Annotated in this window: 11 protein-coding genes; 1 reads left to right on the forward strand and 10 read right to left on the reverse strand. The window is 60.6% G+C overall.

Annotated features, from left to right (window positions below; translation table 11 throughout):
- Positions 1 to 3 precede the first annotated feature (3 nt).
- Together KHO23_RS11595 and KHO23_RS11600 are read right to left on the reverse strand one after the other, a co-directional pair.
- Positions 4 to 1,071, reverse strand: a complete 1,068-nt coding sequence (locus KHO23_RS11595; protein ID WP_211611213.1) for an SGNH/GDSL hydrolase family protein — start codon at positions 1,069 to 1,071, stop codon at positions 4 to 6.
- Between the two features lie 429 nt (positions 1,072 to 1,500).
- Positions 1,501 to 1,920: a DUF995 domain-containing protein gene (locus tag KHO23_RS11600; protein WP_211611214.1), complete on the reverse strand. Its 420-nt coding sequence runs from the start codon at positions 1,918 to 1,920 to the stop codon at positions 1,501 to 1,503.
- A gap of 919 nt (positions 1,921 to 2,839) precedes the next feature.
- Here KHO23_RS11600 and KHO23_RS11605 point away from each other — a divergent pair.
- On the forward strand, positions 2,840 to 4,774 hold the full coding sequence (locus tag KHO23_RS11605; protein WP_211611215.1) for an NHL repeat-containing protein: 1,935 nt from the start codon (positions 2,840 to 2,842) through the stop codon (positions 4,772 to 4,774).
- Here the strand turns inward: KHO23_RS11605 and KHO23_RS11610 are convergent.
- From KHO23_RS11610 to KHO23_RS11645, 8 genes are all read right to left on the reverse strand, one after another.
- Complete coding sequence (locus KHO23_RS11610; RefSeq protein ID WP_211611216.1) at positions 4,756 to 5,676, reverse strand: SDR family oxidoreductase; 921 nt, start codon at positions 5,674 to 5,676, stop codon at positions 4,756 to 4,758. The genes KHO23_RS11605 and KHO23_RS11610 overlap by 19 nt on opposite strands.
- Positions 5,677 to 6,029: 353 nt before the next feature.
- Positions 6,030 to 7,466 carry a cytochrome-c peroxidase gene (locus tag KHO23_RS11615; RefSeq protein ID WP_211611217.1) on the reverse strand — a complete coding sequence of 479 codons (1,437 nt, stop codon included), beginning with the start codon at positions 7,464 to 7,466 and terminating at the stop codon, positions 6,030 to 6,032.
- Between the two features lie 117 nt (positions 7,467 to 7,583).
- Positions 7,584 to 9,269 (reverse strand): phospholipase C, encoded by a 1,686-nt coding sequence (locus tag KHO23_RS11620; RefSeq protein ID WP_211611218.1) that lies wholly within the window; start codon positions 9,267 to 9,269, stop codon positions 7,584 to 7,586.
- Positions 9,270 to 9,492: 223 nt separating this feature from the next.
- Positions 9,493 to 10,326 (reverse strand): AraC family transcriptional regulator, encoded by an 834-nt coding sequence (locus tag KHO23_RS11625; protein ID WP_211611219.1) that lies wholly within the window; start codon positions 10,324 to 10,326, stop codon positions 9,493 to 9,495.
- A 132-nt stretch (positions 10,327 to 10,458) separates the two neighbouring features.
- Positions 10,459 to 10,818, reverse strand: coding sequence for a nuclear transport factor 2 family protein (locus tag KHO23_RS11630; protein WP_211611220.1), 360 nt, complete (start codon positions 10,816 to 10,818; stop codon positions 10,459 to 10,461).
- A gap of 46 nt (positions 10,819 to 10,864) precedes the next feature.
- Complete coding sequence (locus tag KHO23_RS11635; RefSeq protein WP_211611221.1) at positions 10,865 to 12,364, reverse strand: DHA2 family efflux MFS transporter permease subunit; 1,500 nt, start codon at positions 12,362 to 12,364, stop codon at positions 10,865 to 10,867.
- A gap of 191 nt (positions 12,365 to 12,555) precedes the next feature.
- Positions 12,556 to 13,233 (reverse strand): glutathione S-transferase, encoded by a 678-nt coding sequence (locus tag KHO23_RS11640; protein ID WP_211611222.1) that lies wholly within the window; start codon positions 13,231 to 13,233, stop codon positions 12,556 to 12,558.
- A gap of 114 nt (positions 13,234 to 13,347) precedes the next feature.
- Positions 13,348 to 14,988 carry an AMP-binding protein gene (locus tag KHO23_RS11645; RefSeq protein WP_211611664.1) on the reverse strand — a complete coding sequence of 547 codons (1,641 nt, stop codon included), beginning with the start codon at positions 14,986 to 14,988 and terminating at the stop codon, positions 13,348 to 13,350.
- Between the last annotated feature and the right edge of the window lie 35 nt (positions 14,989 to 15,023).

A 15,023-nucleotide genomic window follows, 5' to 3' on the forward strand; every position in this document is an offset into this window, starting at 1 on the left:
AACCTATTCGTGCAACCACGTGTCGATTCGCACCACGACGTAGTCCGCTATGAGTTTTTGCAGGTGAGTCGTCGGATGGTAAGCGTCGGCGAACATGTAGATGTTGTCAGCATGCGGGGAGACATACGTCGAGCGCGAGCAGAAGAGCGCGCTCGTGTCATCGGCCTGAAATGCCGGGGGCAGGTTTGCCGGCGCGCATGCTACGTTGGTGCCGATGCTGCCGTCGAAGCGAAAACCAAGTTGGCGATAGTTCTTCGATACGTCATCAATGAAGGTGAACGCGTCGATCCGCAGCACGGCCGGCGAAGAAGGGAGCGCGTCATCCAGCGCGGCGTTGAATGCCTGCGCCATACGCCGAAGCACTTTTGTGGAGCCGGGTAGTTGCTGCTCGAGAAGGTTTGCGATCGGCGCCTTGCTGATGTCCGGCACGTTTTGTAAAACGATATGTGTGGCACCGTGTTGTTGCACGTTGTGCACCAGTCCAGCAAATTGTTGCGCTGCCTGTCTCAGTGAAGGTAGCACTGCCTGCAAAGAGGCGCCCGGATCGCCGCCATTCGCCACCATTCCCGCCCATGCGCCATAGGCGTCCTGAACGTCATTGGCTCCGCCTTGCATCAGTACGAGTTGCTGGCCGGTGAAGCGTTTATGCAACTGGAGATAGGCGGCCACCTGTGAGGTCAGTGGAGTCTGTAACTCGCCGGTGTCGCCCGTTGCGTCGCCGGGGTTCGGCGGCCCGGCGACTCGGGCGCCGCCCTGGGCGTAGCCAAATCCTTCGGGATGAACGACGCTCGGTTGCCCGAAGCCGCCCGTCAACGCGGGCGTCAGGCTCGACCCATAATGTTCCGCGATCACCTGTACGGAGATAGCGCCCGGATTAGTGGTGTAGGTGCCGCCACCAAATTGTCGGGCGTACGCGTAGGTGCCAACGTCTGAGAGACTGTCCCCGAACGAGACGACCTGCATGAGGCTTCGTTGTGGATCGGCAGAGTCGGCCGATGCGTTCGATGAATGGGACAAACCGATGACACTGCATGTCAACGCAAGGAACGCGAAACGACGGACTGTCTGCATGGGACGCTCCGGGGTAGTGGTGGTGTAGCGAAGAATAACCTTGTTGCGCGGTAAGCACTACCTCGATGCTTGAACGTTGCACGGCGGAACTGGGGGCGGTCAGCGTTTGGGGCGATCGTGCGTGTTCGAAGAGTGAGTAACCGGCATGGACACAGCTAGGTATCCTACAAATCCTTTACAGCAGGGTTGCCAACGAGGATTCCACTTTCCCGTAACCGACCCTTGACCAGTAGTTGATTGGCCGCAGTGGCCAACAAGCCGCGCGCGATGGTTGCGCGCGCACCGACTGCCAATCGGCCGAAGCAAGCATTCACGTCAGCAAACCTGTCCGGCAAGCACCTGGTTCCCGAGGGCTGATAATGTGCACACGATGGCCTGCTCCCGGCCGCGACTCGCGGCGGACCGTTGGTCCTCTGCCGATCCAGCCGCCTACTTGCTGAGTTCGAACGTGGTCGGTATCCACGTGCTGTGCCCCTCACTGGCGATACCGTACTTCCCATCCGCGGTCTTTTGCAGGAACGCGCACCACCCTTCGGTTTGTAGGTGTTCCCACTCGATGTGTACGCAATATTGCCCCTTGTCGTTCACATTCCAGGTGCCTTGAGCGTTGCCTGTCGAGTGTTTGACCTGCGGCGGCGACTCCCAGTTAGCGACAAAATTGCCCGAAGGGTCGTTCGTCCAGCGCCGGACATTGCCCTTCGGGCTGGTGCTGAGAACTTTCGAGTCCGGAACAACTTGCATCAGGTCTTCTTTCGACAGCTTCTGCTCGTCATCGGCTAGCGCAGAAGAAGCGATGCAGCCAAGCAGGAGTGCCGATGCTGCTGCGGCGAAGCGGTAAGGCGAGATCATTTTCGTCACCCATTATTGGCGTTGCTCCAGACCGGATCGGCATGGACGCGTGAAAGTCAGTAATCAAGCAACAACCGGGCCATGGTTGACGGAAAGCGCGGGACGGGGCGATGGCTCTCCAGCGAGCGGCGGATTTCAGCGAAAGTGTTTCAGCGATGAAACTGCCTTGGGGTGGCCGCCGCACTCGCGACATCCCGACTGGGGACATGGTTTCATTGGGTCTCACAGCGCATTCAGGCAAACGAAATCAATCGGCGCACCGAGCGACGTCTAACCGATTCCGGCATTGGCAGCGGGCGTTGATTGATCTTCGCTTTCGCTTCGTTTCTCAGGAGAACCTGGTTTTCGTAAGTGATTTATCGGTGTGACGGTAGTCGAACCCTGTACGTTCAGGACTGTTTCTTGTGGCCGGTTAATCTAGCAATAAATAATTTGTATTCCTGAGTTTTAAGAGGAACTGGGCAAGCAATGCGATGCGCTGCTCGATTCACACGGAGAGCAACACAGCGATCCGGCGAAAGGCGCGCTTGCAATCACTGAAGCATTAAAGGCGAAGCGGCCACTCATGCATCTGCTGCTGGGTGCTGACGCGCTCGACCTTGCGCGCAAACGGTTTGCGGCCATGGCCAGGGATCTTGACGCGTGAGAGAAGCCGACGTGAAGTACTTCATTTGATGAAGCGGTGTAGATGCCCATCGGGGATCGCGTAGATGATATGGTGCGATGCGGAGGGGCAATTTTTTTGCGCGCCACTTTCAGCATGCGTTTTCATCGCCCTGCAACTTGTCGACGGTACGCTGCATGTAATAAAGACCGCGCTAGATGGTCTCGAGAAAATTTTTACCGATCACGTATTTCAAGAAATCTGGCTGGCCGACCATTTACGTGAATGGTCGCTACATTCTGGAGAGCTGCAGTCATGGTCGAAAGAAAACGAATTCATGCTGCGCTTCTCGCCGCAGCGATCGCCACGATCGCGCCGGCCTGTCAGGCGCAAAACACCACCGACTGGCTGGCGAACACCTATGGCACCCTCGCCGCCCACGTGGGTAACACCGCGCGTTCCATGTGGGTCGCGCCCGAAGGCGTCATCTATACGGCCTCCATGTGGGACGAGTACGAGGGTGGCGTCGCAATCTACCAGAACGGCAAAAGCTTCGGCTCGATCGGCGCGCACGGCGAGTTTCAGGGCAGCGCGATCACGGGCAACGCGACGTCGATCTTCGTGGCACTGCAGCCCGGCGGGTCGTACGGAAGCGGCGCGGTGGGACGATACAACCGCACCACCAGGGCTCGCGATCTTCTGATTCAGGTCAGTGCATTGAGCAACCAGCCTCGGGTCGACGTCATCACCGGACTCGCCACGGCGGGCTCGCTCCTCTATGCGAGCGACTTCTATGGCAATCGCGTCCGGATCTTCACGACCGGCGGTGTCTGGCAGCGGGACGTCAACGTCTCGGGCCCGGGCGCCCTCGCACTGGATGGCGCAGGCAACCTCTGGGCCGCACAGAAGAGCGAGGGTTCGATCGTCGAGTTCAGTCCAACCGGCGCCTTGCTGAATACCATCCGGATGCCCAGCGGGTCGCAGCCGTCGGCGCTCTATTTCGATGCGTCGTCGGGGCAGCTCATGGTCGGGGACGAAGGCCCCGACATGAACATCAAGCGCTACAAGCTCTCGGGCACGCCGACGCTGGCCGGCACATTCGGCATCCAGGGCGGTTATCTCGACACCACGACGGGAATCAAAGGCCAGGTCGGCGCGAAACGCTTCACCCGTGTCACGGGCATCGGCAAGGACACCGCAGGCAACCTCTATGTGCTCAACAATCCGTGGGGCGGCAGCTGGGACCTGGGCCGCAACGGCGGCACCGACATTCATGCGTATAACACTGCCGGCAGCCTGCGGTGGACGCTACAGTCCCTCAACTTCGAGGGCATCGCCGCCCCGGACCCGGCCACGGATGGTGCCTTGTTCTATGGCGGCACCAACATCTACACCGGGAGCGCTGGAGGCACCTTCGTCGCGAACACCGTCGATCCGTTCACCTACCCGTCTGACCCGCGCATCAACATGAACGATCGCGCACGGGATGAGCACTTCAGTCAACTTGCCGCCGTCGGTGCCAACCGGATCCTCGTGGCGTTCAGCCAGAATCCCGATACCTTCTATTTCTTCCACTTCAATGCTGCGAATGGCTACATCGCCATACCGGACGCCACGCTTCCCGGTACGGCGTTCAAGACGACCGCATCGGTCAGGGACGGATTCTGCATCGACAGCAAGGGAGGCGTGTGGGCTGGCCTGGACAAGACCGGTTACATCTACCACTACCCGCTGACCGGCTTCGATGCCAGCGGCAAGCCAACCTGGGGGCCCGGTATCCCTATCCGGATTCCCGAGAGCATCAAGCCGCTGACGCGCATCGTCTACCTCGCGGACAGCGACACCATGATTCTCGGACAGGGCGTCGTTGGGAGTACCGACTGGACGTCGATAGGCACGCGGATCGAGGTGTATCACGGCTGGAGCGCGGGCAACACCACGGCACCCAATCCGGTGATCAACCTCCCCCACGCCGGCGCCAAGTCGATTGACGCGGCCGGCAGCTATCTCTTCGTCGGCTACTGGTTCAGCGGCAGCGGGCAAGCCTTGCCGAACATCGACGCCTTCAATCTCGCTACCGGCAACCTCGACGCCACGCTGGTCGACACCAATAGCGGTGCCGTGGATGCCAGCAGCGCCATCGATTCGATGTACGGCATCAGGGCATACCTTCGATCGACGGGCGAGTACGTGGTCACGAAGAACAACGTCAAGGGCTCCAGCGTCACCGTTTATCGCTGGACGCCCTGATCGCGCGTTTCGTCCATGACATACCGCGCCTCGTTGAGGTCGGCGATGAGTGTCGGGCCGGTTGGATGCCAGTCCAACCGGGCCTGGGTCTGGACACTGGAGGCCGGCATATCCTGGTCGATGAACATTGCCATCCATCCGAAATGCGACGCCGCTTCATCCGGGTTGATCGAAACGACGGGCAAGTTCAGACCCCGGCCAAGCGCCTCGGCGATTTCGCGGGTACTGATCCCTTCTTCGCCGACCGCGTGATACCGTGCCCCCTTTTCGCGTCTTTCTAGGGCGAGCCGATAGAGACGCGCCACATCGGAGACATGGCCTGCCGGAAAGCGGTTACTGCCATCGCCCACGAAGGCGCAGACGCCTTTCTCCCGAGCGATAGCAATGAGCGGCGTGATGAGACCCTGCTTGAACGGGTTGTGAACCTGAGGTAGCCGGACCACCGACACGTTGACACCTGCCTCCAGGAGAGCATTCCCAGCCAGCTCGGATGCGATCCGCGGATGTGGACGACTGGTATTGAAGGCATCTTCGGTTGCCGGTTGACCATCCTCACCGCTACCAAAGGCGGTCCCGGAGGTGATGATCAGAGGGCGGTTGGAGCCAGCGAGCGCGGAACCGAGTGCCGCGATCGCATGCCTGTCCTTTTCGCAATTCTCCGCGAATCTCGAGAAATCGTGATCGAATGCCGTGTGGATGACGGCATCTGCTTTTGCCGCGCCGCTGCGCAGGCTCTCCGGATCCTCCAGGGTTCCGCGATGCACCTGGGCCCCTGCATTGATAAGCGCTTGCGCTCCCGCGTCCGAACGCGTCATGCCGATCACCTGATGACCCGCCTTGATGAGTTCGGGAACGATGGTCGCACCGATGAAGCCTGTCGCACCGGTCAGAAAGATACGCATGGTGAAACCTCCTTGATTGTCACCGGTACTATCCGACCATTTCCTTTTCCGTTGAAGTAGTGACGTCATCATATTAAAAGGACTAACAGGATCCCGAGGTCGGCCGCCCGGATGCGCTTCGGTTCGTGCCATGCCGATATTGTCGCCACGTACCGCTCTCCCTGATGATGGAGTGCAAATGGCAGAAGAATGTCAGGCTCTTTCAGAGCGGGGCGTTGCGTTCGGTAAATGCTGGCACCCCTCAGTAACGCGGCGCTCGCAGTCTCGTTCGGACGCTGGATGAAAAGCAGGCTCAAAAAAAGGGCTGCGACGATATCGGCGCAGCCCTTCGGGTCCAGCGTAGTCGCTATGGCTTAGCGCGCGCCTACCTGATATCCGTCATTCAACGTCTTCAGAAACGCAATGATGTCGCGAATATCCGCATCCGTCATCGCGGGCTTGTCGCCGAATTTCCGGTCGAAAGGAGCGTCCTTGTCGTCGATGTTTGCGTGAAACTGCATCGGCAGATCATCGTACTTCTGAATCTTTCCATCCGCGCCGCGCGGATAGAACTTTTGCGGAGCGGTATTGCGTTCGTTATAGAACGCCATGACATCCTCAAGCGAGGTATAGACGCCATTGTGGAAAAATACCTTGCGCGTCGACACGTTGCGCAGCGTCGGCGTGAGGAACATCCCGCAATATTGCGTCTGGTCTTTCAGGTCCGTTCGGAAAGGACCGCAAATGCCCATGTCGAAGAAGCCATGGTCCTTGTTAGCCGCAAGATGGGTGTTCCGGGGCACGCCGAGCGCTTCGTACTGATAGTCCGTGAACATCGGCGGCAGGCCGTCGGTGCCCGGCTTCGAAAGGTGGCAGCCGGCGCAGTTCGCCTTGTCCGGGTCGTTGAACAGACGCAGTCCACGCAGCTCCGCCTGACTGAGCCGTGTCTTGCCTTCCAGCCAGTAGTCGTACTTGCTGGTGTACGGGTGGAACGACTGCTCTTCCACCTGATAGCGCGCGACCGCGAACATTGCCTCGGACATCGCAAGCGTTGTGTTTTCGAATACATGCGCCCCAAAAAGCTGGATGAAGTCGTTCCTGTACGGCGTGCGCGCGAGCTTCGCCATGACATCCGCCGTGCTGGCGTTCGCCATCTCGACCGGATTGAGCAGCGGACCGGATGCTTGTGCCTGCAGCGTATCCGCGCGGCCGTCCCAGAACATCCCGCCCTGCGGCACCATCGCAGGCGCTGCGGGTGCGACGCCCGCGTTCTTTTGCGCCCGCTCTACACCAGAAGCCTGACTCGCAATCTGCGCCAGATCGGGAGCGTTGTCCGCGTCGCCAGTATCTGGGCCGATACTGAAATTCGGCTGCCGGTAGAGGTACATCAGCGACGGCGGTGGCCGGTAGCCTTGCTGCGACAAAGATGGGCCGCCTAACTGGACAGCCAGATTATTGGCCGGAGCATAGGCATGCTCCGGGCTGTGGCACGAAGCGCATGACTGACGGCCCGAGGCGGAAAGCGTCGGGTCGAAGAATATTTTCTTCCCAAGTTGCGCCACTGCGCTCAACTGAGGCGGTGCTACAGGACGCTGAAGCTCGATGGGATGCGCGTTCGCTCCTGTGAGGTTTTCGACAATCGCCCCCACTGTTGCAGGCACGCGTGACGGATACAGCAGCGCCCAGCCGCAAAGGCCGACTGCGACGACAGCCGCGGCAGCGACAGCCCGCTTAAGCGTGCGCCGGGCGCTGAACTGGGGTTGGCTCTGAATAGGACTTGTTTCCGTCGGATGAGCTGGGGAGGCTGGCATATGAGCAACGGCAAGGGAATCTGAAAACGAAAAATGTTGCCATCCCCTAAGGGATGGCAACACCGGAGTACTTCTCCGCTTCACATCGGCGCCAGGCGCCGATGTGAATGGCGGAATTTAGATGGCAGGTACCGAAGGGACCACCGAGCCCAGGTTCGGGTCGACGAACACGGTCGGGTTGTTGCCGAAGCCGCTGAAGTTGAACAGGCTCATGATGCTGCCGGCCGATGCGTCGAACGAGCCGCCACCGATGCGTTGGCTGCCCAGCCAGTTGTCCTCGATGAAGCGCACCACCGATGCCTGGCTAATCCTCGTGTGGTCAACATAATTGACCTTCGCCCACGGCGAAATCACGAGGAAGGGGATACGCGTGCCCGGGCCGCATCGACCGTTGACCACACCACCGTTCACGCCGAGCGGAGCCGCTCCCGAACCGCACTTGCCGGCGGCGGTCAGCTGATCCGCTTGAGCATCGAACGACGAGGTCGTCGGATTCGCATAAGCATGGTCGTACCAGCCGTCCGAATCGTCCCACGCGACGATAACTGCCGTGCTGTTCCAGTCAGGCTGTTGCTGCAGGAAGTTGACGATTTTGGCGGTGAACGCCTGTTCGTCGAGCGGATCGGAATAACCTGCGTGACCGTCCTGGAACGCCGGCGCCTTGATGAAGCTGACGGACGGATAGTTACCCGCCTTCACCGAAGCAAAGAAATCGTCGGTGTCGTACTGGTGATTCGCCGGGTCGGTCGTCTTGCCGTCGGATTCAAGCGTGTGGCCGATGGCAGCCGTCGAGCTCGGGCGCAAATGCTGCGCGTTTGCCGTCGACGCGAAGTACTGGAACCAGTTGTGGTGCGGGATGTAGTCTGACGTTGCCTGACCGACCACCGGCGACACCGTGCTGCGCTTGCAGCCAGTCGTGCCATTGGCGTTGGCTGTTGCGAGGTTGAAGCCGCCCATGAAGCCGCCCCATGTGATGTTCTTCGCATTCAGCAGGTCGCCGATGTTCTTGCCGGACATCAGGATCTGGTCTGTCGCGCTGGAGCACAGGTCGTTCGCCGGGTCCGCGTCATTGATCAGCGTGATGCCGCCCTGGCCATCGTTGACGTAATACGAGTGGGATGCCGTCGTCAGATTGAACGGCTGCTGACTGGTCTTGACCAATTGCACGCCGTTATTCTGGCCGGAGACAACTTCCAGCGCACCAGGGGTCGACGGGCCATACGTGTCCGTATACGCGTTATCGCTCATCGCGAAGTGTTGCGCCCAGTTCCACATCGCCGTCACTGTGTTGCCGTCGAAGTAGCCCATGACCTGGCCCTTCGTGCCAAATGCGCCAGCGCCACCGCTCGACCCATTACCGGTATGCAACGGGAACAGGTCGGCGGCACCGTTGTTATATGCCTGCTGCTCGGCCGTGTAGGCGTGGTTCTGGTCGGCTGTCGCCGCTTGTGTGCGGTCCAGTCGGAACGGGTTCGCAGCGCCCGCGCCGTTCAGTGTGTTGATGAAGTTCGGATTGTTGGTCAGCAGCGAGCCGCTCAGACCGTTCACCGTCGGCGTGCCTGAAGCAGCCGTGAATGCCGGTTCGCCCGACGGGTTCGTTGCAACCGGGTACGTCGCGAAGTAGTGGTCGAACGAGACGTTCTCGTTATAAATCACAACCACGTGCTTAATGGGCGTTGTTGTCGTCAATTGATTCTGTACTGACGCGGGGGCACTCGAATTCACATCGTGACCACCGCACGCGTACAGCGAGACGGCTAATGCGATGCCTGACAAGCCCAATAGAAGAGTTCGAGAAAGCATAGGTATTAACTCCGGATTTCGTTTTTTGCTAGTTGTTTTTCGTCCGCTGTTTCATCGCGAAATGAGCGGGCGCGTGGGGACCGTTTCACAAACCCACGCGCATTGGAACATCCGGGCATTACCGGGGAGTGGCGCTTTGCTTACTCGGTTATTACGCTATATAGCCTTAAAAAGGATATTGAAAGAATCTGTAGCGGGCGAGGCAACGCACCGAGCCCTCCAATCAAGCCTTCAACGGCAGCCAGATTTCGAGTCCGCCCATGCCGCTAACCGGATCGAACTTCTCGTCATAGCGCTCGAAGTTCGGCGCATCGGCGGGAATATGTCCTGATGCCGGCAGCCACTGATTCCAGATCGTGTTCCAGGTGCGTCGCACGGTCGAGATGTGCTCGCGGTGGCTGAAGACGGCGTAGCGCTGCGGGGAAATGCGCAAGCGGCTCAGTTCGGCGGGCAATGCCGAGAAGTCGCTGACTTCGACGCCGGTCAGATAGTCGATATTGCCGGCGTCGTCGGCGTTGTAGCCGACGCCATACGTCACGTTGCCGACCTGGCCCGGCACTTTGCCGATGTAGTCACCAAAGCGCTGCCACTGCGAAGGAATCGCGGCGCACGTTGTGCTGGTGCAGCGCTCGCTTAGGCCCGCGACGAGAAAAGCTGTGCCGTCTTCGAAACGCGGCGGTTCGAGATGCGCGAGAAGGGTTTCGTCCATTTTGATCGGCTCCACGATAGCAAGGTTGTCGAGGTGACCACGCGCGCGCAGCGCTTCGGGTGTGAGACCGAATTGCTCGCGAAACGCCCGCGTGAATGCTTCATGAGAACCGTAACCGGCGTCGACGGCGACCGTCAGAATGTCCGGGGCGCCGTCGGCGAGGTGTCGTGCCGCTTCACTCAAGCGGCGCGCGCGAACGTAGCGCATCACCGAAAGCCCGGTGGCCGCTTCGAAAGCACGCGCCAGGTGAAAACGCGACACGCATCCGCAGTTGGCGATGTCGTCGAGCGTCAGTTCACGGGCAAAATGACTTTCGATAAACCAGAGCGCTTTTCCAACGGGGTTCATATCGGCTCTCATGTCTGCATGAAGCCAGCATAGCCAGGCAAGGTCCGGCGCGTTTGATCGCGCTTGCGGTTTTGTAGTTGATTTCTCGGATGGCTTTGCGATGGGCCGTGCTCGGCCGTCATGGCAGCACGCTCAGGTCGGCGAAACATCTTCGGCTGACGAACCGAAATACACCGTCACTTCCACAATCTGACCATTCCTCGTGCGAATGAACTCGGCATTGCGAAACGCCGTGCGGCCTCCCGGCTTGCAGGCGTACGTGACAAACGCCTCGTTGTCTTCGACAAACAGCCTGTCGATGTGGATGCGTTCGATCTGTTCGTTGAATGGCCAGCAGTGTTCGAAGTAGGCCGCTTTGCTGAGGTGGTCGTCGCGCGGGCTGCTGAAGGCGAAGTCGTCGCTGAGGAGCGGCTCGATTGCGCTGCGGTCTTTGCGTTCATACGCGGCGAAGTAGTCGCGGATAAGCGTGGAAATGTCGGTGCCGGTCGCCATGATGTGAGCTCCTTCGTATGCTTGCTTCGTCGATGGCCCGCGCAGGTCAATAGTTTTCTGTTGCCGCCTCGTTGCCGCCCGCGTGAGGATGTTCCGATGCAGAAGATGCGCCGTGACCGTGTGCGTCCGCTTGAGCGCCGCCTGGCTGACCCGGGCGCAACAATAAACCGCCCAGCACACCCGCCGCCGCCGCGAAGATCGCACCGAACAGGAACGCCACGTGGTAGCCGCTATTGAGTGCAGCCACGGCGCTTTCGGAGGCCTGCATCGCGTCGCTGCGAGCGGCCGCGAGACTCGCGAGCACCGCGAGACCGAGTGCGCCTCCCATCATGAACGACGTGTTGACGATACCGGAGGCGAGACCCGAATCGTTCGGATCGACGTCGCTCATGGCGGCCAGCAGCAGGGGATTGAACGCGATGCCCGCGCCGAAGCCGAGCAGGATCATGCCGGGCAGTACGTCGAGCACGAAGTTGCCGTTGACCGGCGCGCGTGCGAACAGCGCGAGGCCACACGCCGCGACGAGCAGCCCGGCGGCAAGCGGAATGCGCAGACCGAAGCGCATCACCACGCGCGCCGACAGTCCCAGCGAAAAGAACGCCATGATCAGATTGGCCGGCAAAAACGCGAGCCCGACCTGCAAAGGCCGGTAGCCGAGCACGCGCTGCAGATACAACGCGGAGATGAAGAACCACGCGAACATTGCCGCCGCCCAAAGCACACCGACCACATTTGCGGTCGCGACATTGCGCAGGCGGAACAGACCAAGCGGCATCAACGGATGCTGCACGCGTGCTTCGATAATGAGAAACAAGGCCAGCAACGCGAGCGCGGCGAACAGCAGGCCCAGCGTCTGCGCCGAGGTCCAGCCGGCTTCATTACCGTTCACGACTGCGTACACGGCAAGCATCAGCGAAGCGGTGACTGTTACCGCGCCGGCCACGTCGAGCCGTTCCCCATGCGCATGACCGCGTGCCGACGGCAGGAGCGCGACGCACAGCGCGTAGACGGCGATGCCGATCGGCAGGTTGACGAGAAAGATCCAGTGCCAGCTCAGCAGATTGGTCAGCAGACCGCCGAGCAATACGCCGATGCTGCCGCCGCCCGCGCAGACGAAACCATATACGCCCATCGCTTTGGCCCGTTCGCCGGTCTCGGTGAACAGATTCATGATCAGCGAGAGCGAAACAGCGGAGACGACCGCGCCACCCAGACCCTGCACGGCACGCGCGCACACCAGCAGGATTTGCGAATTCGCCATGCCGCAGGCGAGCGACGCCAGCGTGAACAGCGTGATGCCGCCAAGGAACAGCTTGCGGTGGCCGTAGAGATCACCCAGCCGCCCGCCAAGCAGCAGACAGCCGCCGAAGGTGAGCATGTACGCATTGACCACCCACACCAGCGAGGTCTCGGTAAAGCCGAGGTCCGCGGCGATCGACGGCAAGGCTACATTCACGATCGTCGTATCGAGCACGATCATGAGTACGCCGAGGCACAGAACGATCAGCGCCAGCCAGCGTTTGTTGCCGTGGATGGAATGGGTCATGCAGGGACTCCTTTGCCTTGATCAAGCGGATGCTGCCGGGTGCGAGCAGATGCAAGCGGGGTGCCAGACGCGTCGCCGCTCGGCACGAAGTTGGAAACCCGGTCGGCAACCCGTTGATGGCAATGGGAATTTTTAGTCTAGCACCCGCGACTTTTGACCCACAACTACGAATTCCTGGGCGGCATGGGCCGTCAATCGCCATGCAGCAGTTCGTACTTGCCGCCGCGCTCCAGCGCCCGCTGATAGGCGGGCCGCGCGTGAATGCGCTTCAGGAAATCGACGACGGCGGGAATCTGCCCTTCCATGCCGCCGCGCGCAGTGGCGGCTTCGAGCGGAAAGCTCATCTGAACATCGGCCGCCGTGAAATCGTTGCCGACAAACCAGCCGGTCGCGCTCAATTCCTTATTGATGTAGCCCAGGTGCAGCTTCAACTGCGGATCGATGAAACTCGATTGCAGCGTCGAGGCGATCTTGCGGGCGATCGGTTTGGCGAAGAACGGCATGGGCGCGCTGGCGATGCGCAGAGCGATCAGCTTGAGCAGCAGCGGCGGCATTGCCGAGCCTTCCGCGTAGTGCATCCAGTAGGTGTAGCGCAGATGTTCGGGCGTGCCCGCTGCGGGCGCGAAACGGCCCTGACCATATTTGCCGACCAGATACTCGATGATCGCACCCGATTCGGCGAGCGTCTGGCCGTCGTCGGTGATAACGGGCGACTTGCCGAGCGGATGCACGGCGCGCAACTCGGGCGGCGCCAGCATCGTTTTTGAGTCGCGCTCGTAGCGCTTGATCTCGTATGGAACGCCGAGCTCTTCGAGCAGCCACAACACGCGTTGCGAGCGGGAGTTGTTCAGATGATGGACGATCAGCATGGGTCGAGGGAAGTTGGCCAGTGAAGCGCCACATCATAGGGATATTGCGCCGAGGTGTGGCTCTACTTACCTGCCTCCGTATCCGTCCGCCCTCGAACAAAGAAGGGCGACGGGCTACACGAGCGTACGCAACTCAAAGCGTTTGAGCTTGCCGGTTTCCGTGCGCGGCAGCGACTTGATGAAGGAGATCACGCGCGGGTATTTATACGGCGCCACGCTGTTCTTCACGAAATCCTGCAGTTGCGCGACCAGTTCGTCGTCCGGCGTATAGCCCGGGTTCAGCACCACGAAAGCTTTGACGATCTGCCCGCGTGTTTCGTCGGGCACGCCGATCACACCGCATTCGGCCACCGCCTCGTGTTGCAACAGCACGCTTTCCACTTCCGGCCCGGAGATGTTGTAACCGGCGGAGACGATCATGTCGTCGGCGCGGGCCTGATAAAACACGTAACCGTCCTCGTCGAGATAGACGGAGTCGCCGGGAAGGTTCCAGCCATCGCGCACGAAGTTGGTTTGCCTTGCGTCGGCGAGATAGCGGCAGCCTGTCGGGCCGCGCACCGCGAGTTTGCCGATCGTGCCGGGCGCCACGGGCTGCATGGCGTCGTCCACGGCTTGCACAACGTAGCCCGGCACCGCGCGGCCGATGGCATGCGGACGAATTTCGTCGCCTTGCGCCGAGATGAAAATGTGGATCAACTCCGTGCCGCCGATCCCGTCGATCATCTCGATGCCGGTTGCGTCGTGCCATAAACGACGCGTTGAATCCGGCAACGCCTCTCCCGCCGAGACCGTTTTCTGCAGGCTTGAAACGTCGTGATGCGCCACGAGCGGCGCCATTTGCCGATAGAACGTCGGAGCGGTGAACATAATCGTTGCGTGAAAGCGTTCGACGGCTTGCAGCAAGGTCTCAGGTGTGAGCCGCTCGATCAGCACCGTCGACGCGCCCACTCGCAGCGGAAAGCACAGCAGTCCGCCAAGGCCGAATGTGAACGCGAGCGGCGGCGTGCCGCAAAAGATATCGCTCGACGAAGGCTTTAAAACATGACGCGGAAACAGATCGCACATCGCCAGAACGTCGCGATGAAAATGCATGCAGCCTTTCGGTGCGCCCGTGGTGCCGCTGGTGAAGGCGATCAGGCAGACGTCGTCTGCGGCGGTGTCGCACGCAGTGAAGTGGTCCGGCTTGTTGACCGCGAGCGTGTCGAGCGAATCGGCGGAATCGTCATGAAACAGGCGCGTTTGCTTCAAACCTGGACAATAGAACTCATCCTGAGGATTGATGCAGCGCGCGAGTTCATCGGTCAGGCGCGCGTCGCACAGCGCGGCGCCGACTTGCGCCTTCTCGATGATCTGCTTGAGTTCTTTCGCACGCAGTAGCGGCATGGTAGGCACCACGACGAGGCCGGCCTTCAGCGCGGCGAGCGCCGTCACCGCCATGTGCAAGGTGTTCGGTCCGCGCAGCAGCACGCGGTTGCCCGGCTGCAGACCCATCTCATCGACCAGCACATGGGCGCTACGATTCACCAGGGCAAGCAATTCACCGTATGTGGTTGCCTGCGGCTTGCCATCTACCTCCGACCAGATTGCCGGACGGTCGCGATGTCCCGCTTCGATCGTTCCGTCGAGCAATTCCGTCGCGCAATTGAAGCGCGCCGGGTAGGCCACGTCCGGATTGTCGAGCAGAAAAACGGGCCATTGATCCTGCGGCGGAAGATTGTCGCGCGCGAAGGTATCGACGTGTGCTGACGGTTCCATCATGTTCTCCCGGGCAATGAGCCGGCTGATTGCGC

The organism is Paraburkholderia haematera, from assembly GCF_905220975.1.
In the GTDB taxonomy this organism is placed as follows: domain Bacteria; phylum Pseudomonadota; class Gammaproteobacteria; order Burkholderiales; family Burkholderiaceae; genus Paraburkholderia; species Paraburkholderia haematera.

What these genes read in the sequence shown, in the direction of transcription:
- KHO23_RS11595 (WP_211611213.1), bottom strand. Translation starts at nt 1,071, where the DNA reads ATGCAGACAGTCCGTCGTTTCGCGTTCCTTGCGTTGACATGCAGTGTC.
- KHO23_RS11600 (WP_211611214.1), bottom strand. Translation starts at nt 1,920, where the DNA reads ATGATCTCGCCTTACCGCTTCGCCGCAGCAGCATCGGCACTCCTGCTT.
- KHO23_RS11605 (WP_211611215.1), top strand. Translation starts at nt 2,840, where the DNA reads ATGGTCGAAAGAAAACGAATTCATGCTGCGCTTCTCGCCGCAGCGATC.
- KHO23_RS11610 (WP_211611216.1), bottom strand. Translation starts at nt 5,676, where the DNA reads ATGCGTATCTTTCTGACCGGTGCGACAGGCTTCATCGGTGCGACCATC.
- KHO23_RS11615 (WP_211611217.1), bottom strand. Translation starts at nt 7,466, where the DNA reads ATGCCAGCCTCCCCAGCTCATCCGACGGAAACAAGTCCTATTCAGAGC.
- KHO23_RS11620 (WP_211611218.1), bottom strand. Translation starts at nt 9,269, where the DNA reads ATGCTTTCTCGAACTCTTCTATTGGGCTTGTCAGGCATCGCATTAGCC.
- KHO23_RS11625 (WP_211611219.1), bottom strand. Translation starts at nt 10,326, where the DNA reads ATGAACCCCGTTGGAAAAGCGCTCTGGTTTATCGAAAGTCATTTTGCC.
- KHO23_RS11630 (WP_211611220.1), bottom strand. Translation starts at nt 10,818, where the DNA reads ATGGCGACCGGCACCGACATTTCCACGCTTATCCGCGACTACTTCGCC.
- KHO23_RS11635 (WP_211611221.1), bottom strand. Translation starts at nt 12,364, where the DNA reads ATGACCCATTCCATCCACGGCAACAAACGCTGGCTGGCGCTGATCGTT.
- KHO23_RS11640 (WP_211611222.1), bottom strand. Translation starts at nt 13,233, where the DNA reads ATGCTGATCGTCCATCATCTGAACAACTCCCGCTCGCAACGCGTGTTG.
- KHO23_RS11645 (WP_211611664.1), bottom strand. Translation starts at nt 14,988, where the DNA reads ATGGAACCGTCAGCACACGTCGATACCTTCGCGCGCGACAATCTTCCG.